Source organism: Mesorhizobium sp. GW821-FHT04C10 (assembly GCF_059420305.1).
The window spans coordinates 4,772,539-4,799,224 of the sequence record NZ_JBWKTL010000001.1; the positions used below are offsets into that span (position 1 = coordinate 4,772,539).

The 26,686-nt window shown below is 61.7% G+C and carries 26 protein-coding genes and 1 tRNA gene; 16 read left to right on the forward strand and 11 right to left on the reverse strand.

Going from position 1 to position 26,686, the window contains the following annotated elements; genetic code table 11:
* The first annotated feature begins 3 nt into the window (after positions 1 to 3).
* A complete protein-coding gene (locus tag AC07UC_RS23220; protein ID WP_494907521.1) occupies positions 4 to 1,167 on the forward strand; it encodes an alpha/beta hydrolase in 1,164 nt (387 codons plus the stop codon).
* A 21-nt stretch (positions 1,168 to 1,188) separates the two neighbouring features.
* On the opposite strand, the gene ade is transcribed toward AC07UC_RS23220, so the two are convergent.
* The gene (gene ade / locus AC07UC_RS23225) at positions 1,189 to 3,006 is read right to left on the reverse strand and encodes an adenine deaminase (RefSeq protein WP_494907522.1); all 1,818 of its coding nucleotides are present in this window, start codon (positions 3,004 to 3,006) and stop codon (positions 1,189 to 1,191) included.
* A gap of 170 nt (positions 3,007 to 3,176) precedes the next feature.
* On the opposite strand from ade, the gene AC07UC_RS23230 reads away from it, so the two are divergent.
* Positions 3,177 to 3,842, forward strand: a complete 666-nt coding sequence (locus tag AC07UC_RS23230) for an outer membrane protein (protein ID WP_494907523.1) — start codon at positions 3,177 to 3,179, stop codon at positions 3,840 to 3,842.
* A 281-nt stretch (positions 3,843 to 4,123) separates the two neighbouring features.
* A tRNA-Leu gene (locus AC07UC_RS23235) sits at positions 4,124 to 4,209 on the forward strand.
* 45 nt (positions 4,210 to 4,254) lie between these two features.
* Here the strand turns inward: AC07UC_RS23235 and AC07UC_RS23240 are convergent.
* Together AC07UC_RS23240 and AC07UC_RS23245 are read right to left on the reverse strand one after the other, a co-directional pair.
* On the reverse strand, positions 4,255 to 4,566 hold the full coding sequence (locus AC07UC_RS23240; protein ID WP_494907524.1) for a hypothetical protein: 312 nt from the start codon (positions 4,564 to 4,566) through the stop codon (positions 4,255 to 4,257).
* Positions 4,567 to 4,729: 163 nt separating this feature from the next.
* Complete coding sequence (locus AC07UC_RS23245) at positions 4,730 to 5,308, reverse strand: NUDIX domain-containing protein (protein WP_140767757.1); 579 nt, start codon at positions 5,306 to 5,308, stop codon at positions 4,730 to 4,732.
* Positions 5,309 to 5,461: 153 nt separating this feature from the next.
* Between AC07UC_RS23245 and AC07UC_RS23250 the strand changes: the two genes are divergently transcribed.
* Positions 5,462 to 6,565: an NADH:flavin oxidoreductase/NADH oxidase gene (locus tag AC07UC_RS23250; protein WP_494907525.1), complete on the forward strand. Its 1,104-nt coding sequence runs from the start codon at positions 5,462 to 5,464 to the stop codon at positions 6,563 to 6,565.
* A gap of 27 nt (positions 6,566 to 6,592) precedes the next feature.
* Here the strand turns inward: AC07UC_RS23250 and AC07UC_RS23255 are convergent, their stop codons facing one another.
* The 6 genes from AC07UC_RS23255 to AC07UC_RS23280 form a co-directional block, all read right to left on the reverse strand.
* Complete coding sequence (locus AC07UC_RS23255; RefSeq protein ID WP_494907526.1) at positions 6,593 to 7,762, reverse strand: iron-containing alcohol dehydrogenase; 1,170 nt, start codon at positions 7,760 to 7,762, stop codon at positions 6,593 to 6,595.
* A gap of 40 nt (positions 7,763 to 7,802) precedes the next feature.
* Positions 7,803 to 8,633: an ABC transporter permease gene (locus tag AC07UC_RS23260; protein WP_494907527.1), complete on the reverse strand. Its 831-nt coding sequence runs from the start codon at positions 8,631 to 8,633 to the stop codon at positions 7,803 to 7,805.
* Positions 8,630 to 9,508, reverse strand: coding sequence for an ABC transporter permease (locus AC07UC_RS23265; RefSeq protein ID WP_494907528.1), 879 nt, complete (start codon positions 9,506 to 9,508; stop codon positions 8,630 to 8,632). The genes AC07UC_RS23260 and AC07UC_RS23265 overlap by 4 nt, the downstream gene beginning before the upstream one ends.
* A gap of 3 nt (positions 9,509 to 9,511) precedes the next feature.
* Entirely contained in the window at positions 9,512 to 10,621 is a 1,110-nt protein-coding gene (locus AC07UC_RS23270) for an ABC transporter ATP-binding protein (RefSeq protein WP_494907529.1), read from the reverse strand.
* An 82-nt stretch (positions 10,622 to 10,703) separates the two neighbouring features.
* Complete coding sequence (locus tag AC07UC_RS23275; RefSeq protein WP_140767763.1) at positions 10,704 to 11,843, reverse strand: ABC transporter substrate-binding protein; 1,140 nt, start codon at positions 11,841 to 11,843, stop codon at positions 10,704 to 10,706.
* A gap of 43 nt (positions 11,844 to 11,886) precedes the next feature.
* Positions 11,887 to 13,230: a glutamine synthetase family protein gene (locus tag AC07UC_RS23280; RefSeq protein WP_494907530.1), complete on the reverse strand. Its 1,344-nt coding sequence runs from the start codon at positions 13,228 to 13,230 to the stop codon at positions 11,887 to 11,889.
* Here AC07UC_RS23280 and AC07UC_RS23285 point away from each other — a divergent pair.
* The 4 genes from AC07UC_RS23285 to AC07UC_RS23300 all read left to right on the forward strand — a co-directional run bounded on the left by AC07UC_RS23285 (position 13,159) and on the right by AC07UC_RS23300 (position 15,402).
* Positions 13,159 to 14,160 (forward strand): helix-turn-helix transcriptional regulator, encoded by a 1,002-nt coding sequence (locus AC07UC_RS23285; RefSeq protein ID WP_494907531.1) that lies wholly within the window; start codon positions 13,159 to 13,161, stop codon positions 14,158 to 14,160. The genes AC07UC_RS23280 and AC07UC_RS23285 overlap by 72 nt on opposite strands.
* Positions 14,161 to 14,380: 220 nt before the next feature.
* Positions 14,381 to 14,698, forward strand: coding sequence for an SH3 domain-containing protein (locus AC07UC_RS23290; RefSeq protein WP_172350725.1), 318 nt, complete (start codon positions 14,381 to 14,383; stop codon positions 14,696 to 14,698).
* Between the two features lie 156 nt (positions 14,699 to 14,854).
* Positions 14,855 to 15,133, forward strand: a complete 279-nt coding sequence (locus tag AC07UC_RS23295; RefSeq protein WP_446720338.1) for a DUF982 domain-containing protein — start codon at positions 14,855 to 14,857, stop codon at positions 15,131 to 15,133.
* Between the two features lie 29 nt (positions 15,134 to 15,162).
* Complete coding sequence (locus AC07UC_RS23300) at positions 15,163 to 15,402, forward strand: DUF2188 domain-containing protein (protein ID WP_019857848.1); 240 nt, start codon at positions 15,163 to 15,165, stop codon at positions 15,400 to 15,402.
* A gap of 100 nt (positions 15,403 to 15,502) precedes the next feature.
* Here AC07UC_RS23300 and AC07UC_RS23305 read toward each other — a convergent pair whose 3' ends face one another.
* Complete coding sequence (locus AC07UC_RS23305) at positions 15,503 to 15,787, reverse strand: hypothetical protein (RefSeq protein ID WP_140767768.1); 285 nt, start codon at positions 15,785 to 15,787, stop codon at positions 15,503 to 15,505.
* 54 nt (positions 15,788 to 15,841) lie between these two features.
* Positions 15,842 to 16,846, reverse strand: coding sequence for an alpha/beta fold hydrolase (locus AC07UC_RS23310; RefSeq protein WP_494907532.1), 1,005 nt, complete (start codon positions 16,844 to 16,846; stop codon positions 15,842 to 15,844).
* 164 nt (positions 16,847 to 17,010) lie between these two features.
* Between AC07UC_RS23310 and AC07UC_RS23315 the strand changes: the two genes are divergently transcribed.
* The 8 genes from AC07UC_RS23315 to AC07UC_RS23350 all read left to right on the forward strand — a co-directional run bounded on the left by AC07UC_RS23315 (position 17,011) and on the right by AC07UC_RS23350 (position 26,585).
* Positions 17,011 to 17,754, forward strand: a complete 744-nt coding sequence (locus tag AC07UC_RS23315) for a competence/damage-inducible protein A (protein ID WP_494907533.1) — start codon at positions 17,011 to 17,013, stop codon at positions 17,752 to 17,754.
* A 142-nt stretch (positions 17,755 to 17,896) separates the two neighbouring features.
* Positions 17,897 to 18,730: a universal stress protein gene (locus AC07UC_RS23320; RefSeq protein ID WP_202322851.1), complete on the forward strand. Its 834-nt coding sequence runs from the start codon at positions 17,897 to 17,899 to the stop codon at positions 18,728 to 18,730.
* Positions 18,731 to 18,847: 117 nt separating this feature from the next.
* Complete coding sequence (gene gpt, locus AC07UC_RS23325) at positions 18,848 to 19,348, forward strand: xanthine phosphoribosyltransferase (protein WP_056566656.1); 501 nt, start codon at positions 18,848 to 18,850, stop codon at positions 19,346 to 19,348.
* Between the two features lie 210 nt (positions 19,349 to 19,558).
* Positions 19,559 to 20,047, forward strand: a complete 489-nt coding sequence (locus AC07UC_RS23330; protein WP_140767772.1) for an NUDIX hydrolase — start codon at positions 19,559 to 19,561, stop codon at positions 20,045 to 20,047.
* Positions 20,048 to 20,163: 116 nt separating this feature from the next.
* On the forward strand, positions 20,164 to 20,475 hold the full coding sequence (locus tag AC07UC_RS23335; RefSeq protein WP_494907534.1) for a PilZ domain-containing protein: 312 nt from the start codon (positions 20,164 to 20,166) through the stop codon (positions 20,473 to 20,475).
* Between the two features lie 665 nt (positions 20,476 to 21,140).
* Positions 21,141 to 24,929 (forward strand): vitamin B12-dependent ribonucleotide reductase, encoded by a 3,789-nt coding sequence (locus tag AC07UC_RS23340; protein WP_494907535.1) that lies wholly within the window; start codon positions 21,141 to 21,143, stop codon positions 24,927 to 24,929.
* Positions 24,930 to 25,000: 71 nt separating this feature from the next.
* The gene (locus tag AC07UC_RS23345) at positions 25,001 to 25,777 is read left to right on the forward strand and encodes a hypothetical protein (RefSeq protein ID WP_494907536.1); all 777 of its coding nucleotides are present in this window, start codon (positions 25,001 to 25,003) and stop codon (positions 25,775 to 25,777) included.
* Entirely contained in the window at positions 25,761 to 26,585 is an 825-nt protein-coding gene (locus tag AC07UC_RS23350; protein WP_494907537.1) for a DUF3037 domain-containing protein, read from the forward strand. Before AC07UC_RS23345 ends, AC07UC_RS23350 begins: the two co-directional genes overlap by 17 nt.
* Positions 26,586 to 26,686: the final 101 nt, after the last annotated feature.

The following is a 26,686-nucleotide window of genomic DNA, read 5'->3' on the forward strand; positions in this document are numbered from 1 at the left end:
CGCTTGACCTTGCGCTTGAACAGTTTCGTCGTCGCCTTTGCGCTCGCCGTTGCCGGCTGTGCTGGCCAGAACACGCATGATCTGCTCAACAAGACGACGGTCGCGGTACCTGCCTACGACATAGCGGCCACCCACGAGATCTTTGTCGCCACCACCCGCCAGCAGGCGACCAAGGATCCGCGGCAGGTATTCGACGGCGATCGCTCGTTGACCACAAGCTACGCCCGCGTCGATGTCACCGTGCCGAAGGTCCACCAGGTCGGAGCTATCGAGCGGGCCAAGGGCTCGGCCAATTCGAACCCGGCCAAGCAATTCACCGCCACCAATGTCGTCCACTATGGCGATGCCCCACAATTCGCCAAGGCGGTCGGCGCCGACATCGCCATGCGCGGCGATCGCGCCCTGGTGTTCGTGCACGGCTTCAACAACGGCTTCGACGACGGCATCTATCGGCTGACGCAGATCGCCCACGATACGAAATATCCCGGCACGCCGGTTCTGTTCTCCTGGGCGTCGAGCGCCAAGACGACGGGCTATATCTACGACAAGGACAGCGCCAACGCCGCTCGCGACGATCTCGAGGCGACGCTGAGGATGCTCGCCAAGACGCGGGTCAAGAGCATCGACATCATCGCCCATTCAATGGGTACCTGGCTGACCATGGAGGCGCTGCGCCAGCTCGCCATCACCGGCGACCGCGATCTCAACGGCAAGCTCGGCTATGTCGTCCTGGCTTCGCCCGACATCGATGTCGACGTGTTCAAGAAGCAGATGATACGCTACGGCAAGCCGGACAAGCCGTTTGCCGTGCTGCTTTCGGGCGATGACCGGGCGCTCAAATTGTCTTCCCTTATCTCTGGCGACAAGCCGCGTGTCGGCGACTATGGCAATGCGGCCGATCTCGCCAGCTATGGCGTCTCCGTGGTCGACCTGACAAAGGCCAAGGGCGGCGACGGTGGCCTCAACCACGCAAAATTCGCCGACAATCCGATCCTGGTGCAGTTGCTTGGCGACCGGCTGCGCACCCCTGCCGGCCTGGCCTCCGACGAACCCGACCCGGCACAGCTCAACAATCTCGGCCAAGGCCTCGGCAAGGCCGTCGGTTCGGTCGCCGAGGTCGTCATCACCACGCCGTTCAAGGTGCTGACCATCGTCACCGGCGGGTGAGCGAGGCGCCGGTGCCTGGTCTCAGATGAACAGGTCGACCTTCTGGAAGGTCGTCACATCGATCAGGCCGACATCGGAAATCCTGAGTTCCGGGATGACCACCAGCGCCAAAAGCGAATGCTGCATGTAGGCGTTGTTCAGGGAACAGCCCATCTTTCGCATCGCCTCGGTCAGTTTCTCCGCCTTGGCGGCGACGATCTCAGCGCGCTCGTCCGACATCAGCCCGGCGATCGGCATTTCGACCAGCGCCAGTTCCTTGCCCTTGGAAAACAGCACGACGCCGCCGCCGACTTCGCCCAGCCGGTTGACCGCCAGCGCCATGTCCCGCTTGTTGGTGCCGACGCAGATGATGTGGTGGGCGTCATGCGCCACGCTCGAGGCCATGGCGCAATCGCTCATGTAGCCGAACCCGGAGACGAAGGCGTTGGTGACGCCGCCCGTTCCCCTGTGGCGCTCGACGAGCGCGATCTGGCAGACGTCGTTGCGGCGATCCATGGCGACCAGCCCGTCCTCGACCGGTAGATCCGCTTCCAGCGCCCGCGTCGGCGCCTGGTTCTCGATGACGCCGATGACCCGCACCCGCACCTCGTTGGCGCCCTTGGGGGCGGCGATATCGAAATCGCCGGCCTTCAGCTTCTTGCCCAACTTGACGGTGTTCTTCGCCGTCTTCGGGTAGTCGTAAGCCGGAATGTCGATGTCGAGCTTACCGCCCTTGGCCAGCCTGACGCCTCGCGCATAGACCTCGTCGATGGTCATTGCCGCGAGATCGGAGACAATCAGCAGGTCGCCCAACCGCCCCGGCGCGATCGAACCGATCTCGCGTTCCAGCCGGAAATGCTGGGCGGTGTTGATCGTGGCCATCTGGATCGCCGTCACCGGCTTCAGCCCTTGGCTGATGGCGTGGCGCACCACCCGATCCATGTGACCTTCGTGCACCAGCGTGCCTGAATGGCTGTCGTCGGTGCACAGGATGAAGTTACGCGGATCGATGCCGCTCTCCGTCACCGCCTTGATCTGCGAGGCGACGTCGTACCAGGCCGAGCCCAGCCGCAGCATGGCCTTCATGCCCTGGCGCACGCGGGCGATGGCGTCCTCGGCGCGCGTGCCTTCGTGATCGTCCTCGGGGCCGCCGGCGACATAGCCGTGGAACGGCAGGCCGAGATCGCGCGAAGCGTAGTGGCCGCCGACCGTCTTGCCCGCATGGACCGTCGCCGCGATCTCGCCCGACATGACCGGATCGTTGGCGGCGACGCCCGGAAAATTCATCACTTCGCCGAGCCCGATAATGTTTTCCCAGGTCATGGCTTCCGCGACATCGGCAACCGTCAACTCGGCGCCGGCATGTTCCAGCCCAGGCGCCGAAGGCACGCAGGACGGCATCTGCACATGCACGTTGATGGGCATCGCCACCGCCTCGTCATGCATCAGCCGCACACCGGGCAAGCCGAGCACATTGGCGATCTCGTGCGGATCGATGAACATCGACGTCGTGCCGTGCGGAATGACGGCGCGGCAGAATTCGGTGACCGTCACCATGCCGCTCTCGACATGCATGTGCGCGTCGCAGAGGCCTGGCACCAGATAGCGCCCGCCGGCATCGACCACCTTGGTGCCCTGGGCGATGGCGTGGCTGGCATTCGGCCCACAATAGGCGAAACGGCCGCCGGCAATGGCGATGTCGGTGCCGGCGATGATCTCACCCGAGTGAACATTCACCCAGCGGCCGTTGCGAATGACGAGGTCGGCGGGCTTGCGACCCATGGCGACGTCGACCAGATGCGTCGCCATCTCGGTCCAGGGCTTGGGTTTCGTCGCATGCGCCGCCGGCTTCTTTGCCATGAAGGGACTCCTGTTTGCACGACTGTGCCAAGCCTGCCTGGTTTTGACCAGCGCCAAACCGCGGGTCGGCGAGCGGCACAGGCCGCAACCAGAAATAGGATTCCGTTTTGTCGTAAATCGGTCTACCCTGCCTGCCAAGGATCTTTCTGGCTCTTCATCCGGGGAGTTCGATGCATCGCCTAGTGGTCGCAAGCGCCGGTCTTCTTGCCGCCCTGTCCATGCCGGCTTTCGCGGCCGACCCGACAGTCGACGTGCCGATGACCGCGCCAGGCTTTGACTGGACCGGATACTACGCCGGCCTGCAGGCAGGCTATGGCTGGGGCCAATCCGACATCTCAGGAACGGAGGGCGAACCGTTTTCCGTCTCGCCTGACGTCGATGGCGGTTTCGTCGGCGGGCACGTCGCCGGGCTTTGGCAGTTCGACCAGGCGGTGATCGGCGCGGAAGCCGACCTCAACTATTCCGCTGTAGACGGCACGACCGAGGCGGAGCCGGGAAACAATTTCGGCACCGACATCAAATGGTTCGGCTCGGTCAACGCCAAGGCCGGCTACGCCATGGACAGGGTGCTGGTCTACGGCATAGGCGGCATCGCCTTTGCCGGTATCGAAACCTCGCAAGCCTCGGGCTCCGCCTTCTCCCAGACACGCACGAATGTCGGTTGGACCGTAGGTGCCGGCGTCGACTATGCGCTGACCGACAAGTTCGTCGTCGGCGCGCAGTATCGCTATTATGATTTCGGCTCCGAGCACTATGATGGATCCGCCGATTTCGTCGGCCGCGACCAGGATACGAAGCTGAACACCGTCGGGATCAATCTCAGCTACAAGTTCTGATCCCTGCCGATATCGATCGGCGCGCGACGCCTGTAACGCAGTCGGCAATTCGACGAGAGGGGCGGCCGGCGCCCCCAGTGGGCGGGGGAATGGGTTGGGCCTGGTAGACGCCGGCCTCGGCGGAGCAAGTCCACCGCCCAAACACCTTACTCATTGCGCGCGGCGCGGATAATTCCGCGATCACACCAGTATCGCCACGCCTCCTCCTCTGGGGTGCGCGTTCAGACAGCTCAAGAACACGACTTGACGGCCTGTGTCTGACATCTGAAAAGGGCGGGCCTGCGGACGTGGCGGAATTGGTAGACGCAAGGGACTTAAAATCCCTCGATCTCTGATCGTACGGGTTCGATTCCCGTCGTCCGCACCACAATGAAAGCCATACGACCGTCACAGGTGACCTTCTTCCTGTTTGCTAGATGCGCGTGGTGCCACTCTCTTGGCCATCAGGACGTTGCACCGGCGACGGCTGATCGGCGCTTCGGCCATGGTCTGGCCCACAGCCCACCTCAATGATTCCGACCAGTGCGCGAACAAACTCAACCATGTCGTTTGCCGTTATGGCCGCCTGGTCAGGGCTCTGCCCAATGTGTTCGGCGGCCGCGCAACATGACAGACGGATGAGATCGTAGTGCGGATCCCTTTCATCCTCCGGCAACACAGACAATTTCATGGCTCGGCGATAAATCAACCGCAGCAATTGTTCGAGAGCTGCTCCGACACTCATGCGCTTGCTCCGCATTGGTCAGGCGTCCCGGCCCTCCAGGGCGCTGGGAACGTCGATGAGGAGGTGTCCCATTCTGTGCCAAAGGCTGCATCACAGCCATTAATATATCGTTTATTGCTAATATACGCCTCAATGAGGTCGCCCGGGAGTGCCAGACCACTGGTCAGGCAAGGATCGGGTTCAGCTTCAGATGCTGGATCAAAATAATCGTCTTGGCATCGACGATGCGGCCGTCGGCAATGCCGGCCAACGCCTCGTCGAGCGGCATTTCCAGAACCTCGATGTCCTCCCCCTCCTCCGGTGCGCCGCCGCCGGCCGAGATACGGTCGGCGGGCGAATAGCGCGCAACAAAGAACCAGAGCCGCTCGGTGACGCTGCCCGGGCTCATGTAAGGCGAGAACAGCCGTTCCACATGCTGCAGCCGGTAGCCGAGTTCTTCCTCGGCCTCCTTGCGGATGGCGGTCTCCGGATCGTTTTCGTCGAGCAGCCCGGCACAGGCCTCGATCAGCGGTTCGCGGTGACCGGTGACGTAGGCGGGATAGCGGAACTGGCGCACCAGCAGCACCGTCGAGCGCTGAGGGTCGTATGGCAAGATCACCGCGCCATCGCCGCGATCATAGGTCTGTCGGACCTGCGTCTCCCACTGGCCGTCGCGCCGGCGGTAATCGAGGACAGTCTTCTTCAGGACAGCCCAGTCGTCGGAGAGAATTTCTTCCGAACGGATGCGGATGCGGTCTTCCATCATGGTCTCCATGCTATGGGTCGAGGCGTAGCCGCCAACCGGTATTTGCGCAATGCAGGCGAATGGTTCAAAAATACGTTTCACCGTCTCGTGTCTGGCGCGCTCTCGATCCATTGCCTAGACAGCTGCTTACCTCTCCCGGAGCCCCTTTTCATGACAACATCGCTTTTCCAGCCGATCACGCTCGACGGCCTCGCCTTCCTCAACCGTATCGCTGTCGCTCCGATGTGCCAGTATTCCGCCGAGGACGGCTGCGCCAGCGACTGGCATCTTTACCACTGGATGAACCTGGCCATGTCTGGTGCCGGCATGGTCACGGTGGAGATGACCGATGTCGAGCGGCGCGGGCGCATTTCGCATGGTTGCCTGGGTCTCTATTCCGACGACAATGAAGCCGCCGCCCGTCGTGCCCTGGACGCCGCCAGGCGCGTGGCCGCCCCCGGCACGAAGTTCGGCACGCAGCTTGCCCATGCCGGCCGCAAGGCCTCGAACCGCAAGCCTTGGGAAGGTGGCGGGCCGCTGCAGCCAAACGAGGATCCGTGGCAGACCGTCTCGGCTTCGGCCATCGCCTACGACACCGGTTGGAATGTGCCGCGCGCGCTCGATGAGGAAGAGATCCTGCAGCTCATCGAACGGTTCGCTCAAGCCGCAAGGCGGGCCGAACGCGCCGGCTTCGACTTCATCGAACTGCATGCCGCGCATGGCTACCTGATCTTCCAGTTCCTCTCGCCATTGTCCAATCAACGCACCGACCGCTGGGGCGGCTCGCTGGAAAACCGGATGCGCCTTGTCGTCGAAATCGCCAAGGCAGTGAAGAAAGCGGTGCCGAAGCTGATGCTCGGCGCGCGGTTGTCGGTGAAAGACTGGGTCGATGGCGGCTTCGAAGTCGAGGATGCGATCGAGGTGGCGAAGGCACTGAAGGCCGAGGGCGTCGCCTATCTCTGCTGCTCCAGCGGCGGCAATTCGCCGCTGCAGAAATTGCCCACCGGCCCCGGCTATCAGGTGCACCTGGCGGAAGCGGTGCGCAAGGGTGCCGGCATCCCGACCCGCGCGGTCGGGCTGATCGACGATCCCAAGCAGGCCGAGGCAATTCTCGCCGAGGGCCGCGCCGACATGGTGGCGCTGGCGCGCGCCTTCCTTGCCGATCCGCGCTGGGGATGGCGTGCGGCCGCAACATTCAGCGAAACGATTCATCCGGCGCCGCAACTCGCCCGGTCGGTGACGACCATGGAACACTGGATGAAGGCAGCCGGCTGACCGGCCTTTGCCCAGGGCCTTTGCGGGTCAGCCTGAGATGGCGGCCCGCAGGATGGCTCGCAGTTTGTCGCGATCGAGTTTGATCGGGTTGCCGCCGGCGCAAGGGTCGCTCTCGCCCATCGTGGCGACGCGCTCCTCGTCGATGTCGGTCAGCCCGATCCCCGGCAACGTGGCGGGGATGTTCAATCGGACCCGCAGTTCGATGATCCAGTCCACGACCGCTCGAGCATCGTGCGTCGGAAGGTCGAGGAAGCGCGCAAGCAGGCTGAGCTTCTCTTCCACCACCGGGGCGTTGAATTCGACGACATAGGGCATCAGCACGGCGTTGAGCAGGCCGTGGTGGGTGTCGTAGAGAGCTCCGAGCGGATGGGCGAGCGCATGGATCGCGCCGAGGCCCTTCTGCAGGGCCACGCAGCCCATGCCCGACGCGATCAGCATCTGCGCGCGGGCTTCGATGTTCTGCCCATCCTCCACGGCGACCGGCAGCCAGGTCTTGATCAGCCTCAAGGCATTGAGCGCGATGCCTTCGGCCATGGGGTGATAGCTCGGCGCGCAATAGGCTTCCAACGCATGCGAGAGCGCGTCCATGCCGGTGGCCGCCGTGATATGGGCGGGCAGTCCGGTGGTCAGCTCGGGGTCCATGAGCACCACATCCGGCATCATGCGCGGATGGAAGACGATGACCTTGCGCTTCTCAGCCTCGTTGGTGATGACCGAGGCGCGGCCGAGCTCGGAGCCGGTGCCGGCGGTCGTCGGTATGGCGATGACAGGAACGAGGTGGGACGTGTCGGCACGCTTCCAGTTGTCACCGATATCCTCCAGATCCCACATCGGGATGGATTGCGTCGCCATCAGCGCGATCGCCTTGGCGGCATCGAGCGCGCTGCCGCCGCCGATGGCGACGACCAGGTCGTGCTGGCCCTGCTTCAGAACGGCCACGCCGTCGGCGACATTGCCGCCGGTCGGGTTCGGCTTGACGTTGTGGAAGAAGCCGGCATCCAGCCCGCTCGCCTTCAGCACTTCGAGCGTGCGCTGCACTGGAAAGAGCGTCTTCAGGCCATCATCGGTGACGACCAGCGGCCGCTTCGCGCCGAGTTCACGAACGATACCGGCCAGTTCGGCGATCCGGCCATTGCCGAAGCGCACAGAGGTCGGAAAGCTCCAGTTGCCGGAGACGGCCGGGGTGAAAGCGGTCATGGGATCATTACCTTGAATTGGCTTGGAAATTGGCTTGAGGTCAGGCTGTCGCCAGCTTCTGTCGTTTGAGCGCCCGGCGTCGCAGGAAATCGACCAGGAAAACCAGGATCAGGGCGGGGATGAAATTGAGCGTGGCGAGCGCCGGATAGATCGGCGAGGAGCCGACGGCGATGCCGCTGTAGACGAAGATCGGCAGCGTGCGCGCCGTACCTGCCAGCGAATAGGAGACGTAGAAATTTCCCCAGGAAAGGAGAAACGCGAAGGTCGCGGCGGAGAGGATGCCGGGCCACAGCAGCGGGAAAGTGATTTCGCGGAACACGTCCCAGCCGGTGGCGCCGGCATCGCGCGCGGCGTCCTCCAGCGTCTCGTCGAAGCCATAGACCTGCACGGCCACGATAACCAGCGCAAAGGGGGTGATGTAGACGATGTGGCCGATGATCACCGTCGCCAGCCCGGTCGAAAAACCCAGCCAGTTGCCGAGCACCGAGAACCACAGCAGCATCACCACGCCGAGCAGCAGTTGCGGGAACAGCAGCGGCAGGAAGCTGACGGTGCGGAAGATGTTCTGGAAGCGGAAGCGATAGCGGATCCACGCCACGGCTCCGGCCGAGCCGAGCACCGTGGCAAAGACCGTCGAGATCGCCGCGACGATCGCGGAATTCGCGACCGCCGGCAGGAAGTCGGGCTTGCGGAACAGTTCGCCATACCATTCGAGCGAGAAACCTTCGATCGGGAAGGTCAGCACGCGGCTGTCGGTGAAGGAAAACACCACCAGCGTGAGGATCGGCACGTAGAAGAACAGGATCAGCAGCGCCATGGTGCCGACGAGGAAAACGTCGACAACCCTGTTCTTCAGGCGTTCCGGGATCATCGGACAGACCTTTCGTGGTTGGCCGACCCGCGCATCAGGATAAAGGCAGCGAGCGACAGCGACAGAGCGCCGATGACGATCAGCACCAGCGTCAGCGCCGCACCGAGAGGCCAGTTGACCCGCGTCTCGAAGCTTTGGCGGATCAGCTCGGAAGCCAATGGCGCGGTGCCGCCGCCGAGCACCTTCGGTTCGAGGAATGCGCCGAGGCTGAGCACGAAGACCAGCACGGCGCCGCAATAGAGCCCCGGACGGGCAAGCGGCAGCGTCACTTCGAAGAATGCGCGCAGCCGCGATGCGCCGGAATCATAGGCGGCCAGCACCAGGTCCCGGTCGATGCGTGCCAGCGACAAATAGATGGTGAACATCGGATAGACGACGAGGCCATAGACCATGCCGATCATCGTGCCGGTCGGCGTGAACAGGAGATTGAGCGCTTCCGGGCCGAGGCCCAGATGCGCCAGCAGCCAGTTGGCGACGCCGCTCTTGTCGAGCACGAGGATCCAGCCGAAGGTTTTCAGCACCGCGTCGGTCAGGAAGGCGAAGATGATCAGGATCTGGATCTGCGCATTATAGGCCCTGAGCCGCGTCGCCAGCGCGTAGGCGGCGGGAAAGGCGATGAGCACGCAGACGACCACGCACACCAAGGCCATGGCGACGGTTCGCGCCATGATGGTCCAGTAATGCGGCTTGGAGAACACTTCGGTCCAGACCTTGAGGTCCGAGGTCCAGGACAGGCGATAGAATTGCGTCGTCTGGAACGACAGCACCACCGTCATCAGCAACGGAATGATGAAGAACAGCAGCATCACGACCGCGAGCGGCGCCACCGCCCCCACGAGAACCGGATCACCCCAGCGCTTGCTATCGGTCCGCACGGCTCACTCCGAAAGCAGGAAGCTGCGGGTCGGATGAAAGCCGATCCTGACGCTGTCGGAGACCTTGGCGGGCAGATCGAGCGAACCGGCGAGATCCATGACCACGGCCTTGTCCAGGCCGGGGACGCGCACGCGATACTGCGTGGACGAACCCTTGATGAAATACTCCTCGACGGTGCCGTTCAGCACCCATTCGCCGGGTTCAGCCGCGCCGGTGACGAAACGGATGGTCTCGGGACGAACCAGCAGGGCTGTCGCGCCGCTGCCCAGGAAGAGAGAAATCCGCTCCCCGGCGATCACGGCTGCGTTGTCGCCAACCAGCGGTGAAGTAACCTTTGCGTCGCAACCGTCGCGCGAGACGGACACCGGCAAGAAGTTGGTTTCGCCGATGAAGCCGGCGACGAACATGTTGGCCGGGCGGTAGTAGATATCCGACGGCGTGCCCAGTTGCACAACTTCGCCGGCACGCATGACGCAGATACGATCGGCAAGCATCATGGCTTCTTCCAAATCGTGGGTAACGAGGACGAAGCTGGTGCCGAGTTCGCGATGCAGCTTCTTCAGCTCGGCCTGCAGCGATTTCTTCAGCTTGGCGTCGAGCGCGCTCATCGGCTCGTCGAGCAGAAGCACGCTCGGGCGCGAGATCAGCGCGCGGGCGAGCGCCACGCGTTGCTGTTCGCCGCCGGAAAGCTGTACGGGATAGCGTGTCAGGTATTCGCGCTTAAGATGCATGAGGTCGAGCATGGCTGATATGCGCTGGTCCATCTCGGCCTTCGCCACCTTCTGCAGCTTGAGCGGAAAGCCGATATTGTCCGACACTGTCTTGTGCGGAAACAGGGCCAGCTTCTGGAAGACCATGCGCGTCGGCCGCTTCGCGGCCGGCATGCCCTGCATATTCTGGCCCTGGATTTCCAGCACGCCGGCGGTCGGGTCCTCGAAACCGGCAAGGATCTTCAGCAGCGTGGTCTTGCCGCAACCGGAAGGGCCGACAAGCGCCATGAATTCGCCCGCGCCGATGTCGAGGGACACGCCATGCAAGGCTCGCATGGAGCCATAGTCCTTGACTATGCCAGACGCATTGATGATCGGCGCGTTGATGATTGCGGTTGTCAAAACTCGCCCGCCCTGAATGTGGGTGAAAATATGATGGAGCCCGCGCGCCGGAACGCGCGGGCTTCAATTCAATAAATGACGTTCAACGCGCGGCCAGTTCTTCCTGCCAGATCGCCAGCATGTCGTCGATGTTCGGCGCGACCGTGTGGAAGTGGCTGTTGTCCCAGGCCGTCCACATGTAATCCATCTGCAGCGCCTTCTTCTCGGCGTCCGAGAACAGCGCTTCCGTCTTGGCGTTCGGAACGAGATTACAGGTCGCCTCGGTGATCGATAGCTGCTTGGCCACCTCCGGCGAGACGATGTATTTCAGGAAGTCGGCGGCGACCTTGGAGTCGCGGTCGTTTGCGATCAGGCCCGTTGCCTCCATCCAGATGATGCCCTGCTTGAGGCCATTCTTCGGCTCGGGCACGATCGATTGGATGTAGTCGTGGCCCTTCATGCGCAGCGACGAAGTGGCGTAGGTGCCGCCGCCGATCAGCGCCCGGAACGAGCCGTCGATCAGGCCTTTCTGGGCGATCGCCAGGTCGGCGACGATGGCACGGGTGTTCTTGAAGGCGGCGCGCAGCACCTTGCGCACTTCGTCGAGTGCTGCCTGGTCGAGTTCGACATAGGGATTGACGCCGGCGTAAAGGGCCAGCGGCATGATCGGCCAATCGCCCCAGTCCAGCAGGCAGATCTTGTCCTTGTAGGCGGCGTCGAAAACCGGCGCGTAGCTCGACCAGGTCTCGAGCTTGTCGAACTTGGTGTTGACCGTCGGTCCGACCCAGCCCCAGCGGGTCGGCAAGCCGGTTGCCTTGCCTTCGAATTGCAGCGGCGTGAAGGGCGCACGGAACTGCGGGTAGAATTCGGCGTATTGGTCGGCGAAATCCTTGTCGTCGATGTAGCGGCAGATGCCCGCCGGCCCCATGCGTGCGATCCAGGGGCTGTCTGATGAAACGAGGTCGAAATCCTTCGACGCACCGGCGGCGAGCTTGGCGAAGCCGCCCGCGGAGTCAGTGATCAGGTCGACGGAAATGGAGACGTCCTTCTGCTTCTGGAACGGGTCCAGGATGGACGGCGCGTTGTAGCCTTCCCAGCACATGTAGTTGAGGCTCTCGGCGGCGGATGCGCCTTTCGGCATGCCGAGTATGCCGGCGCCCGCGACCGCCAGCCCGAGGCCGCCCATGCCCTTCAGCACCGCGCGGCGATCGACGCCCTCGATGCCTGATGTTTCCTTTTTCATTTGCCTGTTCCCTTCCTTTGTTATCAGCCCAAAAAACTCCCGATCAGACGATGCCGAGGTACCGCCTGATCTCCCATTCGCTTACCTGTTTCTGGTACTCGCCATATTCAAAGCGTCGTCCGGTCACGAAGCTGTCGATGAAGTCCTCGCCGAAGATCTCGCGGGCGGTTGTGCTTGCGTTGAGCCGCTCCGCCGCCTGGCCGAGATCGGACGGGAAGACCGCCTCCGGTGAAGGCTTCGCGGCATAGAAATTCTCGCCGCTGCCGGCCGGCGGCTCGATCTCGTTGCGGATGCCGTAAAGGCCGGCGCCGACGCAGAGCGCCAGCGCCAGATAGGGATTGGCGTCGGCCGAGGGCACGCGAAACTCGACGCGGGTGGATTCGGGCTCGTCATTGATGACGCGCACCGCCGCCGTCCGGTTCTGGACACCCCAATTGGCCGCGGTCGGCGCCCAGGCGCCAGGCACCAGCCGCTTGTAGGCGTTGACGGTATGGGCGCACATAGCCAGCAATTCCGGCATAAGCCTGACCAAGCCGCCGATGAAATGACGCCCGAGTTTGCTGAGACCATCCTGCGCGCCGGCATCGGCGAACACCGGATTGCCCTGCCGGTCGCGCATGGAGACATGCAGGTGGCCGGACTGGCCAGGCAGCGCCGGCGAAAGCTTCGACATGAAGCCGGCGGTCAGGCCGTGGCGCGAGAAATAGGCCTTGGCGAAATTCTTGAACAGCGCCGCGTCATCGGGCGATTTCAAGCCTTTGGCGTAGGTGAGCGGTGCCTCGAAACAGCCCGGACCAAGCTCGGTGTGGATGGCGTCGAGGCCGATCCCCATCGTCGTCATCGTATCGTGCAGGCCCTGCAGGAGGTCGCCATGGATGGCCGATGTCTGCAGCGAATAGGTGCGGTTACCCTGCGCGAAATAGGTAAGGTCGCGATAATCCTTGGCGCGCAGGCTTTCGGGCGTCTCGTCGAACAGGAAGAACTCGTATTCGAAGGCCGAGAACACGTCGAAGCCAAGTTCAGCGGCCTCCCCCATCAGCCTTTGGCAAAGATTGCGCGGCGAGCGCTTGCCGAAATCGCCTGAGAAATCGGCGATGCAGAGCGCCGCATCCTCCGCGAACGGATATTTGCGCAGGCTCGCGGCATCGAGGAATGCCGGCCGGTCGACGAAAGCACCGTCAATGAAGGTTTTCTCGGCGATATCCCAGAAATAGAGAACCTCGCAGAACGGATAGCCCCTGGCGGCCAGCTTGACTGCCTTGTCGACAGAGACCAGCTTGTCGCGAAATTCGCCGGCCGGGTCCATCATGCCGATGTGCACGGCCCTGGCGCCAAGCTTTTCAACACCAGACGCGAAGGCCGCACCGGCTTCATTGACTGTCGACATATATGCCCGCCTCGATATTTTCGCCCCGAGGCTAGGGTCGACCTGCACGCAACTGAATATCCCGATAGGGATAGACGAGACGAAAATTCGGGCAGCCTCGAACAGGCCCTAGAAACCCGGCCAGAGGACAAGAAGATCGTGGTGATTGCAGGCTTTGCGCCGTGGAACCGAAAGATCGCCGCGGCGATCCAGGAGGTCGGCACGCCGGACTTCCCGCAGCGTATCGAAGAGGCGCTGAAGGCGGTCATCGACCTAGATATCGTGATGATCTTCGCCTATTCCGGCACGGAAAAGCCGATCTGCCTCTACCACAATATCGATCCCGTACGCGCGGCGACCGTGATCACCGCCTATGCAAACGGACCCTATCTGCTCGATCCCTTCTATCGCGCGGCGACGGACCCCAAGGTCATCGGGGTCAGGCAACTGAGAAGGATGGCGCCGGACCAGTTCTACAGTTCGGAATATTTCCGCCAGCATTACGGCCTGACAAAAATCCGCGACGAGGTTGGCATCGTCTGCCGGCCGGCGGGGAGCGCGGCCATCGTCATCAGTTTCACCCGCCCGATGGAATCACCCGCCTTCGGACGGCGCGACCTCAAGGCTATCCACGATGCCGAACCGGTGATCCGCCTTTTGATCGAACGGAACTGGAGCAACGCTCGCCTCAGTTCGAGGGAAACCGATGGCGAACCGGTCGATCCGATAAACGCGACTCTGAACCGGATGACAGGCGGCGTGCTGACGCCGCGCGAGATCGAGATCACCTCGCTGATCCTGCGTGGACATTCGAGCGCGGCTATCGCCGATGCGCTGAACATCGCCGAGGGGACGGTAAAAATCCACCGCAAGAATATTCACCAGAAGCTTGATATCTCTAGCCAATCCGAACTGTTCTCGATGTTTATCTTTCATCTGTCGAAGCAATAACGCCGCAATGGCGCGGAGCAGCGCTTCCAGCGAGCGTTGAGACAGGTCGAGCCAAGCCACCGCGTGTCAAAGATGGGCCGCATGCGAACCGGCTGGCGTTGAAAAGGTTCGGGATTTGCCTTCTTTGCCGAGAAGGTGCCGCAGCCCGGCTGCAATTTCGTTCGCAAACTGTTACGTTGGGTGAGGCTGCGGCGGGCGCGGCCGGGCTTGGGAGGAAATCATGTCGTTCAGGGCATTCTTGCCGGCTGCGATGCTTGTGGCGATGGCCGGGTTTTGGCTCGGCGCATCGACGCCGAGCGTCGCGCAATATTGCGAAGGTACGGTGCACGGCCTGTCCGGGCGCTACAATCTGGCGACCGGCAGTGGCTTTCTCGCCGTGCGGGCGCGACCGAACTCGTCGTCGCGGATGATCGGCCAGCTGTTCAACGGCGATCATACCGAAATATTCGACCGGCGCGGCAACTGGTACCAGGTCGAAATCGGCGGCACGACCGGTTGGGCAAACGCACGCTGGCTGCGCAACGATTGTGGCTACTGAGACGCCCGTGCATGTCGCCCAAAAGTGGATGCGGTTTTGGGACAACGACATGCATCGAACAAAGAGCTAAAGCGCGTCGCAGACGCGACGCGACTTTTGGGCGCAGGCCGAAAGCCACTTTTGCAACCAAATTGGCTGTTTTGCGTTGCGGCCATGATGGACAACAACAAACCCTTTGAAACGCCGGTCGTGGTCGAACTCGGCCATGTCGGCAAGTATCGCCATATCCGCAGCACCCAGGAAGCGGCGGAGTGTCTGATGACGGTGTGGCCGCTTAATCGCGGCCCGCGTCATCGTGATGCCCTCGACACTTGCCTCAAAGTGCTGGAAGGTTATCGTTCGACAGCGGATGCGCGACGGGCATTGATCGAGGCCGCCAGGGAGTCTGAAGTGCTGGTGCCCGAAGACAAGCTGTCCGACGACCGGCTGCATTGAGCAGGCGGACCTTTCAACCGGAGGTTTTGATGGCGAAGCTGACTTACAAGATCGTCGAGCATGACGGCGGCTGGGCCTACAAGGTCGGTTCGACCTTCTCGGAGACATTTCCCACCCATCAGGACGCACTGCGCGCCGCCGAGATCGCTTCGGCCGAGCAGCAGGTGGCAGGCGCTACGGACGGCATCCAGTATGAGGATGCCGACGGCAAATGGCACGAGGAATTGGCTGACGGCCGCGACCGGCCGCAGACCGAGGTGTCAGACTAAATTTCCGAAGAAGAGAGCTTGCCTGCCGGAAAAGGCAGGGCGCCGACCGCGGACGCCAGGAGAGACGGCGTCCTACGGTCGACGGCTGCCCAGCGGCCGACTATTTGCCGCAGTACTGGTCGTTCACGTTGCCCTGGGCATTCGCGTCAGGCCCGGCCGTGTTGTAGGCACAAGGGCCGACCGCACCCGAACTGCCAAGGGTGTCCAGCCCGGAGCGGTCGCCATTGATGCTTCCGGTCGTGTTCTGGTCAACGCCTGACGACTCTTCGTTGCCGAACGGCCACCAGTTGTGATGATTGGAATATGCGCCTTCGGATGACTGGGCCATCGCCGATGTGGCGAGGCCGATCGTCAGAACCGATGCTGCGAGAAGTTTCGTGTACATTGAATTACTCCGTGTCTTGGTCGCCTTGGGTGCGACACGGGGTAAACCCGTCAGTCAGCCGGATGGTTCATTGAAATTGTCGTGAGGCAGAGGTGATGGAAACGCTCGGGCGCCGATCCGCTCTATGAAACCGGTCACCCGCTCGGGCTCGACAAACTGCGGCATATGGCCAACGCCGTCGACAGGTTCGAAATCGAGCCCTTCGATCCTGCCTCGCACAGGCTCGCCATGGATGCGGATATCGATGACGCGGTCGGCGGTTCCGAAGAGCATGCCTGCAGGCATGGCAATCTCGTCATAGCGTTGTTCGATGCGACCGAGATCCTGTTCGATGGCCACGACATCGGCTGATGTTGCCTGGAAATGGCCTGGCCGCAGCCCGAGCCACCCGCCGCCGGCGACCATGTAGTCCGCGGGAAAAGCCTGCGGCCCGAAGATGAACTCCATTGTCGGCCGGGCATAGCGCAGGCTCAGAGGTATCGCCACGGTATAGGCCATGATCCGGCGCAACAGGCGTGAGGGAATGTAGAGCAGGTCAAATCGCTGGCGTGCCCGGGTTTCCAGATGCGTCAGCGGCGCCAGCAAGGCGATGCCCGAAATCGCCGAGGGATATTCCACGGCCAAGGTCAGCGCGATGGCGCCACCCAGCGAGTGGCCCACCACCAGCGGCCTTTCCAGCCCCAGTCTTTCGATGAAGCGCCGCACCAAGGCCGCCTGTTCGGGCAACCGGCCCGTGGCGCCATTGGCGCGAACCGAATAGCCCGATCCCGGACGATCGAGCGCGATCAGCCGGTAGCCCGGGCCAAAATGTGCGAACAGCGTGTGCCGGAAATGATGGAGTTGAGCGCCAAGCCCATGCAGGAAAACGATCGGCCGTCCCTCGCTCACATCGATATAGTGGATGCGGTTGCCATCGATCTCGACGAATTTTCCGATGGGCGGCACCAGTCTCCGCGCCTTCGCCGCGATCCACAGCGTCGCCAGCACCAGACAGGCAATCCCCAGAACCGCCAGCAGGAACAGCAGGGCCAGCAGCCACGACAGGATCGATATCAGCATTGTTCACCCGGACCAGAACCAGCCTGAGCTTAGCCGCATCCGGTCACGCCGCAACCTTGCGTCGAAGCGGGCGCGTCCAGGTGTGGATTGTTCCCCGCCCGGTTGGCATTGCCGACAGCCACGCGCCGCGCTATCTCAGGCGACCCGTCCTGCCGGAGCCCTCCATGACCGAAATCGTTACCGCCGCCATGCTCGTCATCGGCGATGAAATCCTGTCCGGCCGCACCAAGGACAAGAATATCGGCCACCTCGCCGATATCATGACGGCGATCGGCATCGACCTCAAGGAGGTGCGCATCGTGCCCGACGAGGAAGACGAGATCGTAGCTGCGGTGAATGCGGTGCGCGCACGCTACACCTATGTGTTCACCACCGGCGGCATCGGCCCGACCCATGACGACATCACAGCCGATTCGATCGCCAAGGCGTTCGGGGTTCCCTGCGAATACGACGCCAAGGCCTATGCGATGCTGGAGGCGAGCTATGCCGCACGCGGCCTCGAATATACCGAGGCGCGCAAGCGCATGGCGCGAATGCCGCGCGGCGCCGACCATATCGACAACCCGGTGTCCGTGGCGCCCGGCTTTCGCATCGGCAATGTCCATGTCATGGCCGGTGTGCCCTCGATCTTCCAGGCCATGCTCGACAATGTCGTGCCGACGCTGAAGACCGGCACGAAGATGCTGTCGGCGGCGGTGCACTGTCCGTTCGGCGAGGGCCTTGTCGGTGGCCCCTTGGGTGAGATCCAGAAAGCGCATCCGGACACGATCATCGGCTCCTATCCAAAGTATGGCGACGGCAAATTCTGGACCGAACTGGTGGTTCGCGCCCGCAGCCAGGAGGCACTCGATGCCGCGCGCGCCGATGTCGAGGCGATGGTGGCGGGTTTCGCCGCCAAGGCGAGCTGATCGCCCCCTGAAGCAGCTGACGCAATTCCGGACGGAGAACCGCCTCACACGTTTCCTGGAATTGCTCTAGCCGGAACCAAGCGCGGCGCCGCGGCGTTTCCCTGCACGCGTGCTCCAAGGCTCGCCAGATTGAGGGATCACCATGCGCTTCAAGACCATCGTTGCCATTCTGCAGAACGAGCAGGACGCAGAACGCGTGCTCGACTGCGCCATTCCGCTCGCCAGCCGCTTCCAGAGCCACCTGATCGGTATCCATGCCGAGGCGCTTCCGGTGCCGTACACCTCGGCAACCGGTTTTCCCGACACGGAGTTCCTGCAGGTATCGGCCGATATGAGCCGCGAACGCGCCGAAAAGCTTCAGGCGGTTTTTCTCAGGCAAATCGAGGATTCAGGCCTGTCCTTCGAATGGCGCAGCCTGGAGAGCTTCTCCGGCGACAGCGCCCTGACCGGTATTTCGAGCGTGCGCGCTGCCGACCTGATCATCGCGGCGCAGAGCGAAACCGGCAGCGATCCGAGCGCGGATGTGGGCACGCTGGTCTACGATGCCGGCCGACCGGTATTGGTGGTGCCGCCCCAGGGGCCATTGCTCACCACTTTCAAGCACGTGCTGCTCATCTGGAACGGCAGCAAGGAGGCGGCGCGCGCCGCCTTTGACGCATTGCCCTTCATCATCGAGGCCGAGAAGACCGAGATATTGATCATCGACCCGCCCGATACGCTCGATGACAGCCCGGAGGCCGCCGGAACCGAAATCGCTTCGTCCCTTTCACGTCATGGCGCCAGTGTCGGCGTCAGCGTACAAAAATCGGGAGGCATCCCGGTCGAGGACATGATCCAGACAAGGATCGTCGAGACCGGCGCCGATCTGCTCGTTCTTGGTGCCTACAGCCATTCGTGGCTGCGTCGGCTCCTGTTCGGCGGAGTTACACGCTCGGTGTTGCGCACCGCGCCGGTGGCGGCCTTCCTGTCGCGGTAAGTCCACAGCGATCGTATCCGGTCGCCCTTGCCAAGGCCAAGGGTTTCCAGTTAATTCCGCGCGCATTCCCTTGGTTTTCTTGCACGCGGCCTTCGCGTGCTGCGGAGTGCGCGAGACATGTCCCTTCCCGAAAAAGCCTTCCCGGTCTCCTGGGACCAGTTCCATCGTGACGCCCGCGCGCTCGCCTGGCGGCTTGCCGGCGCCAACAAGGGTCAATGGAAAGCGATCGTGTGCATCACGCGCGGCGGGCTGGTTCCGGCCGCCATCATCTCGCGCGAACTCGGCATCCGCATCATCGAGACGGTCTGCGTCGCCTCCTATCACGACTATTCCAGCCAGGGACAGTTGCAGGTGCTGAAGGAAGTCACCCCCGCACTGCTTGCCGAGGACGGCGCGGGCGTGCTGATCATCGATGACCTGACCGACACCGGCAAAACCGCGGGCATCGTGCGGGCGATGATGCCCAAGGCCCACTTCGCCACTGTCTACGCCAAGCCCAAGGGCCGGCCGCTGGTCGATACTTTCGTCACCGAAGTCAGCCAGGACACATGGATCTATTTCCCATGGGACATGGGCTTCACCTACCAGAAGCCGATCGCCGACGATCACGTCGGCTGATTCGCGACAAACCGCTTTTTCCAGTTAAGCCGTCACCGATGACAATATTTGCTTCCGCGAAAGGCTCCGCGGGGCAGGATATCCTGTGAAATCGACGCTTATTGGCGGGAATCGGCCAGCCTGACCAAAGTTTTTACTTTTATTGGTGACAATTAGCCGTAAGATTCGTGAGGCGGCAAACGATTCTGGAGGCTGGGGCTAGCTTCTCCGATGTTGACGAGGCCAACGACGCACAACCATCTGGCTGAACGGGTCCGGCGACTCTTCGGCACCGCGCCGTGCCGCCTGCAGGTTGCCGCCCTGCCCTGGCGCGATACCGGGAACGGCGTCGAGATCATGCTCATCACCAGCCGTGATACCGGCCGCTGGGTGTTGCCGAAGGGCTGGCCGGAGGCCAAGGAGCCGCTTTGCGAAGCGGCGGCCCGCGAGGCTGGCGAGGAAGCCGGATTGCGCGGAAGCGTTTCCCATCTCGAAGCCGGCCGTTACTTCTATGCCAAGGTGCTGGCTTCGGGTGAGGAGGTGCCTTGCGAGGTGCTGGTGTTCCCGCTGCACGTCGACAAGATCGCCGATCGTTGGAAGGAAAAGCACTCCCGCACCCGCAAATGGGTCAATTCCGGCGAAGCGGTGCGCATGGTCAATGAACCCGACCTTTGCCAGATCATTGCCTATTTCTGCGCCGACCCGCACAGATTCTCCTAGAGCCGACCGCCGACCTCTTCCGCGTGCGCCATGGCAGGCTCACAACCCTGTGATGTGCCGCATGAATGGTTTGCTAATTTTTCTTCGCTAGAAAATGGCTAACCTGGCGTTGATCGATGGCGAATCCCGTAAACCCAATTCAGCAAGAACCCGGCGAGCCGCAACGCGAGCACCGTCCCCGCGTGCTCAAGGGCGGTTCCGTCATCACCGGGATTCAAAACTCGGAAGTCGCCGTAACGCTGCGCAACCAGCATGCGAGCGGCGCCGAATTGAAAATACCGGTCGAGGCGCGGATTCCCGATCGTTTCCTTCTCTATGTGCCGCTCGACGGCGTGGCCTACCGCTGCGAGGTCCGCTGGCGCCGCAATGACCGGATCGGCGTGCAGTTCACCGGCACCGAGCCGAAGCCGAAACTGCATTACGGCTGAACCGCACCTGCCAGCCCGAGAGGCCTTGCAGCCGGGGCGCATCCCCGACGAGGCCTCGTGCCTGTCGGCGGCGCGTAAATCGCCGCCGGAGATGACAATCGCGGCGGCGCGTTTCTATCCCCGTTATCCACATGTGTGACACACAAGATGTTGGGGTCACAAAAGCTACGCAAACGAATCCTTGACGGCGCAAAACGAGTCGCCTTTTATAGGCCATGTGCTCCTGTTGAGAGCGCGACCGGAAAGTTCTGAGCCCGGTCTTTTTCCCGGATTATGTGTGTTTTTGCCCGCATTTCCGCCTGTTTACGAGGCCGGCGGAAGCGTTGGGATTGTGGGTGGTGGGGCGACGAAAGGGACAATTGTCGGACTGGAATAAATTGTCTGTTAATACTATATTTAGTGTTTGCAGATAGGTTCGACCCTAGATAGTGTGAATTTCCCTCTACGTAGGGAATCGCAAAAGTTTCAGTTGAGGACCCGCGGGGTCGGTTTGCAGCTTGGGTAGGCGCCTGGGAAGGTGCTCGGTTGCCTGTTGCTGCGGGCGCTTGCGACGAGGAGATGCCGGCATTGTTCGCGATGCCGGCAAACGGCGGACTGCGCTTTTCGCCCCGGGGGGCAGAAATCCCCTGACGAAAGCGCTATATATAGACAAAAGGACCGGACCAATGCGCATCGAGCGTCGTTTCACCAAGCCAGGCCAATCAGCTTATGCGGAGATCGAATTCCGCAAGGCTCTTTCCGAGATCAAGAATCCGGATGGCTCGGTGGTGTTCCGCTTGGACAATATCGATGTGCCGGCGCAGTTCTCGCAGGTTGCCGCCGACATCCTTGCGCAGAAGTATTTCCGCAAGGCCGGCGTGCCCGCGCGCCTGAAGAAGGTCGAGGAGAACGATGTCCCCTCCTTCCTGTGGCGCTCCGTGGCCGACGAGGCCGAACTTGCCAAGCTGCCGGAAGCTGAGCGCTATGGTTCCGAGATCGACGCCCGCCAGGTCTTCGACCGGCTGGCCGGCACCTGGACCTACTGGGGCTGGAAGGGCGGCTACTTCAAGTCGGAGGAAGACGCGCGCGCTTTCCGCGACGAGCTCGCCTATATGCTGGCCACCCAGCGCGTCGCGCCGAATTCGCCGCAATGGTTCAACACTGGGTTGCACTGGGCCTACGGCATTGACGGTCCGAGCCAGGGCCACTTCTATGTCGACCCCTTCACCGGCAAGCTGACCAAGTCGAAATCCTCCTACGAGCATCCGCAGCCGCATGCCTGCTTCATCCAGGGCGTGCAGGACGACCTCGTCAACGAGGGCGGCATCATGGATTTGTGGGTGCGTGAGGCGCGCCTGTTCAAATATGGCTCGGGCACCGGCTCGAACTTCTCGCTGCTGCGCGGCGAAGGCGAAAAACTGTCGGGCGGCGGCCGCTCCTCCGGCCTGATGAGCTTCCTCAAGATCGGCGACCGCGCAGCGGGCGCCATCAAGTCGGGCGGCACGACGCGCCGTGCGGCGAAAATGGTCATCGTCGACGCCGACCACCCCGATATCGAGGAATTCATCGACTGGAAGGTCAATGAAGAGCAGAAGGTCGCCTCGCTGGTGACTGGCTCCAAGATCGTCAAGAAGCACCTCGAAGCGATCATGAAGGCCTGCGTCAATTGCGAAGGCCATGACGACGACTGCTTCGATCCGGCCATCAACACGGCGCTGAAGCGCGAGATCAAGGCGGCCAAGAAGTCGGCCGTTCCGGAGAACTACATCTACCGCGTGATCCAGTTCGCCAAGCAGGGCTACACGTCGATGTCGTTCAAGACCTACGACACCGACTGGGATTCGGATGCCTATCTGACGGTTTCAGGCCAGAACTCCAACAATTCGGTGTCGCTGAAGGACAATTTCCTGCGCGCCGTCGAGGACGATGCCGACTGGCACCTGACCGCCCGCAAGGACGGCAAGGTGCTGAAGACGCTGAAGGCCAGGGACCTCTGGGAAAAGATCGGCTACGCCGCCTGGGCGTCCGCGGATCCCGGCCTGCATTTCAACACGACGATGAACGACTGGCACACCTGCGCTTCGGCCGGTGCGATCCGGGCCTCCAACCCGTGCTCGGAATACATGTTCCTCGACGACACGGCCTGCAACCTCGCCTCGATCAACCTGCTGCCCTACCGCAACGCCGACGGCACGATCGACATCGCCGCCTACGAGCACACGGTTCGGCTGTGGACCATCGTGCTTGAAGTCTCGGTGATGATGGCGCAGTTCCCGTCGAAGGAGATCGCCAAGCTCTCCTACGACTACCGCACGCTCGGCCTCGGCTACGCCAACATTGGCGGCCTGCTGATGACCTCGGGCATTCCCTATGATTCCGACGAGGGCCGCGCCATCTGCGCCGCGCTCACCGCCATCATGACCGGCGTCGCCTACGCCACCTCGGCGGAAATGGCCTCCGAGCTCGGCGCGTTCCCCGACTATGACCGCAACGCCCAGAACATGCTGCGCGTCATGCGCAACCATCGCCGCGCCGCCTATGGCGACAAGGACGGCTACGAGAAGCTCGCCGTCAACCCGGTGCCGCTGGTCGCTTCCGACCTCAAGCAGCAGGCGCTTGCCGAGCATGCCAAGGCCGCCTGGGACCGCGCCATCGAGCTTGGCGAGGAGCATGGCTACCGCAATGCGCAGGCAACCGTGATCGCGCCGACCGGCACGATCGGCCTGGTCATGGATTGCGACACCACCGGCATCGAGCCCGACTTCGCGCTGGTGAAGTTCAAGAAGCTCGCCGGTGGTGGCTACTTCAAGATCATCAACCGCGCCGTGCCGGAAGCGCTGCGCACGCTCGGCTATTCCGAGAGCCAGATCGCCGAGATCGAGGCCTACGCGGTCGGCCACGGCAATCTCAACCAGGCGCCAGCCATCAACCCCGGCTCGCTCAAGGCCAAGGGCTTCACCGACGACAAGATCACGGCGCTCAACGCGGCGCTGAAGTCGGCCTTCGACATCAAGTTCGTCTTCAACCAGTGGACGCTCGGCGCCGACTGGGTAAAGGAGACTTTTGGGTTCACCGACGAGCAGCTCAACGACTTCTCGTTCGAGATGCTGCCGGCGATGGGCTTCTCCAGGAAGGACATCGAGGCCGCCAACATCCATGTCTGCGGCGCCATGACGCTGGAAGGCGCGCCCTTCCTCAAGGCCGAGCACCTCGCCGTGTTCGACTGCGCCAGCCCCTGCGGCAAGATCGGCAAGCGCTCGCTTTCGATCAACAGCCACATCCAGATGATGGCGGCGGCACAGCCCTTCATTTCGGGCGCCATCTCCAAGACCATCAACATGCCCAATGACGCGACCGTGGAAGACGCCAAGGGCGCCTACATGCTGTCGTGGAAGCTGGCGCTGAAGGCCAACGCGCTCTACCGCGACGGCTCCAAGCTGTCGCAGCCGCTCAATGCCTCGCTGCTCGCCGATGGCGAGGAGGACGAGGACGATGCGGTCGAGCAGTTGATCCAGGCTCCGGCCGCGGCGCGCGCGGCGCAGATCACCGAGCGGATCGTCGAGCGCATCATCGAGCGCGTCTCGCGCGAGCAGGAAAAGCTGCCCGGCCGCCGCAAGGGCTATACGCAGAAGGCCAAGATCGGCGGCAACACCATCTTCCTGCGCACTGGCGAATATGATGATGGCCGCCTCGGCGAGATCTTCATCGACATGAACAAGGAAGGCGCGACACTGCGTGGCCTTCTCAACAACTTCGCCATCGCGATCTCGCTCGGCCTGCAGTACGGCGTGCCGCTCGATGAATATGTGCACGCCTTCACCTTCACCAAGTTCGAGCCGGCCGGCATGGTCATCGGCAACGATGCCATCAAGAGCGCGACGTCGATCCTCGACTACGTGTTCCGCGAACTGGCCATCTCCTATCTCGGCCGCAACGACCTCGCCCATGTCGACCAATCGGACTTCTCCAACACCGCGCTTGGCCGCGGCATCAGCGAAGGCAAGACCGACGCCGTCTCCAAGGGCCTGACCCGTGGTTCGCCGGTGAAGCTGGTGTCGAGGGCAATCGGCAGCGAGCCGAAGGGCTTTTCCAGCGGCTCGACCGGAACCCCTGCCCGCTCGGCGCCGACCGCCTTCTCCGGCTCCAACGTGCTGGCGTTGAAGCCGGCCAGCGACGAGGCGATCGCCTACAAGCGCGACTATGAGGAGCGGGCCAAGGAATTGGCCGAGGATATCGCCTTCGAGGAAGCGGCAGGTTCTGCTTCCGTGGCCTCGGACGCCACGGCGGCGCTGTTCACCGACGCAGCGGCGAATGAAGCGGCCGAAGCGAAGAGACTCGCCGCCGACCGCCGCGCCAAGTCACTGCTGCAAGGCTACACCGGCAATTCCTGCTCCGAGTGCCAGAATTTTACGATGGTGCGGAACGGGACGTGCGAGAAGTGCGACACGTGCGGCGCCACGAGCGGATGCAGCTGAGGAAGGATAGTTCGGTTCTGATTTTAGAGAAGGGGATATTTATGACGGCTGTTGATACGGGATGAGACTTCATGACTCAGTTGGAAGTTATTCCACTTCGAATCGTTGAATATCGGCCAGTCCGAACGAATCAAACAATGCACGTTATGGGACGTGCGTTGGGTGAAGACGGTAGCTATTATGTCCTGAAGGGCGGCGCGAAGGATGATCTCGTCTCGGCTACCGAGTGGATTTGCAACTCCCTCGCCGATTCGCTGAACCTCCCAGTCGCGAGCCCCAAAATCCTGCAGGGCGCTGATGGCACACGCATCTATGGCACTAAGGAAATCACCCCCAGACTTCCAGAAATTGAGGCTGCTCGAGTGCTTCTGGGCAAAGCAGGGAACGACATTTTCACCCCTGAAATGGCCAACATCCTCTCGTCGACCTATGCCCTCGATCTCGTGATCGGAAATATCGACCGTCATCAAGACAATTTCATAATTTCTGTCGAGTCAGCGAGCGGAGCCGGCCAGCAAATTGGGCATGTTCATCTCATTGATTTTGGTTGCTCTGATCTGCTTCATAATGGCAGAACTCCTTTGCCCCTGGCTCCAATGTCACCTACCGTTCGCATTGGTCGCCAGATTCGTGCGGCTCATGGATTTGCCAATTCTGCGGCTGACACGCTATTGTCTCGGTTGAGGGATGGTCGCAAATTCCTTTTGGAACGAGCGCTTTTTGGAATGCCAAGCGAATGGTTGTCGAAGGAACAGAGAGAGTCGTTTGCAAAGTGGTTTGTAAGCGCGCAGTTCGAGCACCGGCTGAAGTTGATCGGCGAAGGACTCACTGATGGCACATATCTATAACTACGCCATCATTCGACTGATGCCTTTTGCTCATCGCGGCGAAACACTAAACGTTGGCATTGTCGTTTTTGGCGAAAGGCTGGACGTACGCTTTAGCGCGTCCCCATCTTTGCTGGAATATTTTGGCGTCCAAAGTGCGACCCTTGATTGGTTGGCTGAAAACCTGATCAATTTGGATGAAGGCAAATCATCCGTAAGCGACCGAGCTCATGAGATTTCTCGCTTTGCTGGCGTTCAATTGTCTGACATCGGATGGTTTTCGACTGATGATGACCGACAGTATGAGCTAAGAATCTCGGAAATTATTTCGGAATACGTGGAAAAGCCGAAAAAGACGAGAATTCGTAGGGCTTCGTCTAACCTTTCGCGCGATCTAAAACGAATATTTCAGGAATATCAGATATTTAGTAGCAAGATCGAAGATATCGATAGACATAAAGTGATAGCCAATATGCCTGTTGGTCCATCTGGAAAGCTTCACGTCGATTTCTTAATTCGAAACGGAGCTTATCACGCAACTGAGACAATCGATTTTCGAAAGTCGGAAGACGCCGGGCCTGCTGAGCTTAAGAATGCAGCACTGGCAAATGTTACCTTTCAACACGCTCGCGAGGTTTTGGGTGGAACAGAAACCAGATGCTATCTGGTTTATGCTGCCTCGTCATTGGTTGAAACAGCAGTCTTTCCCGCGTTAGAAATCGCACGGAAAAACATCTCAGATTCTTTTAACCTGGAGAGTCGAGACGATAAAGCTCGCTATCTCGATGCGATTCTCGCAGCGGCAGGCGTAAATCACCTATTTAGCTGATAGCTCTTGCTCGAACTTACCGCGACTTTTTCACCAGCAATAAATAGGCGCCACTATTTGTGTCGGGATTCGTCGTCGCTACGAAAGATGCTGGCCTCAAT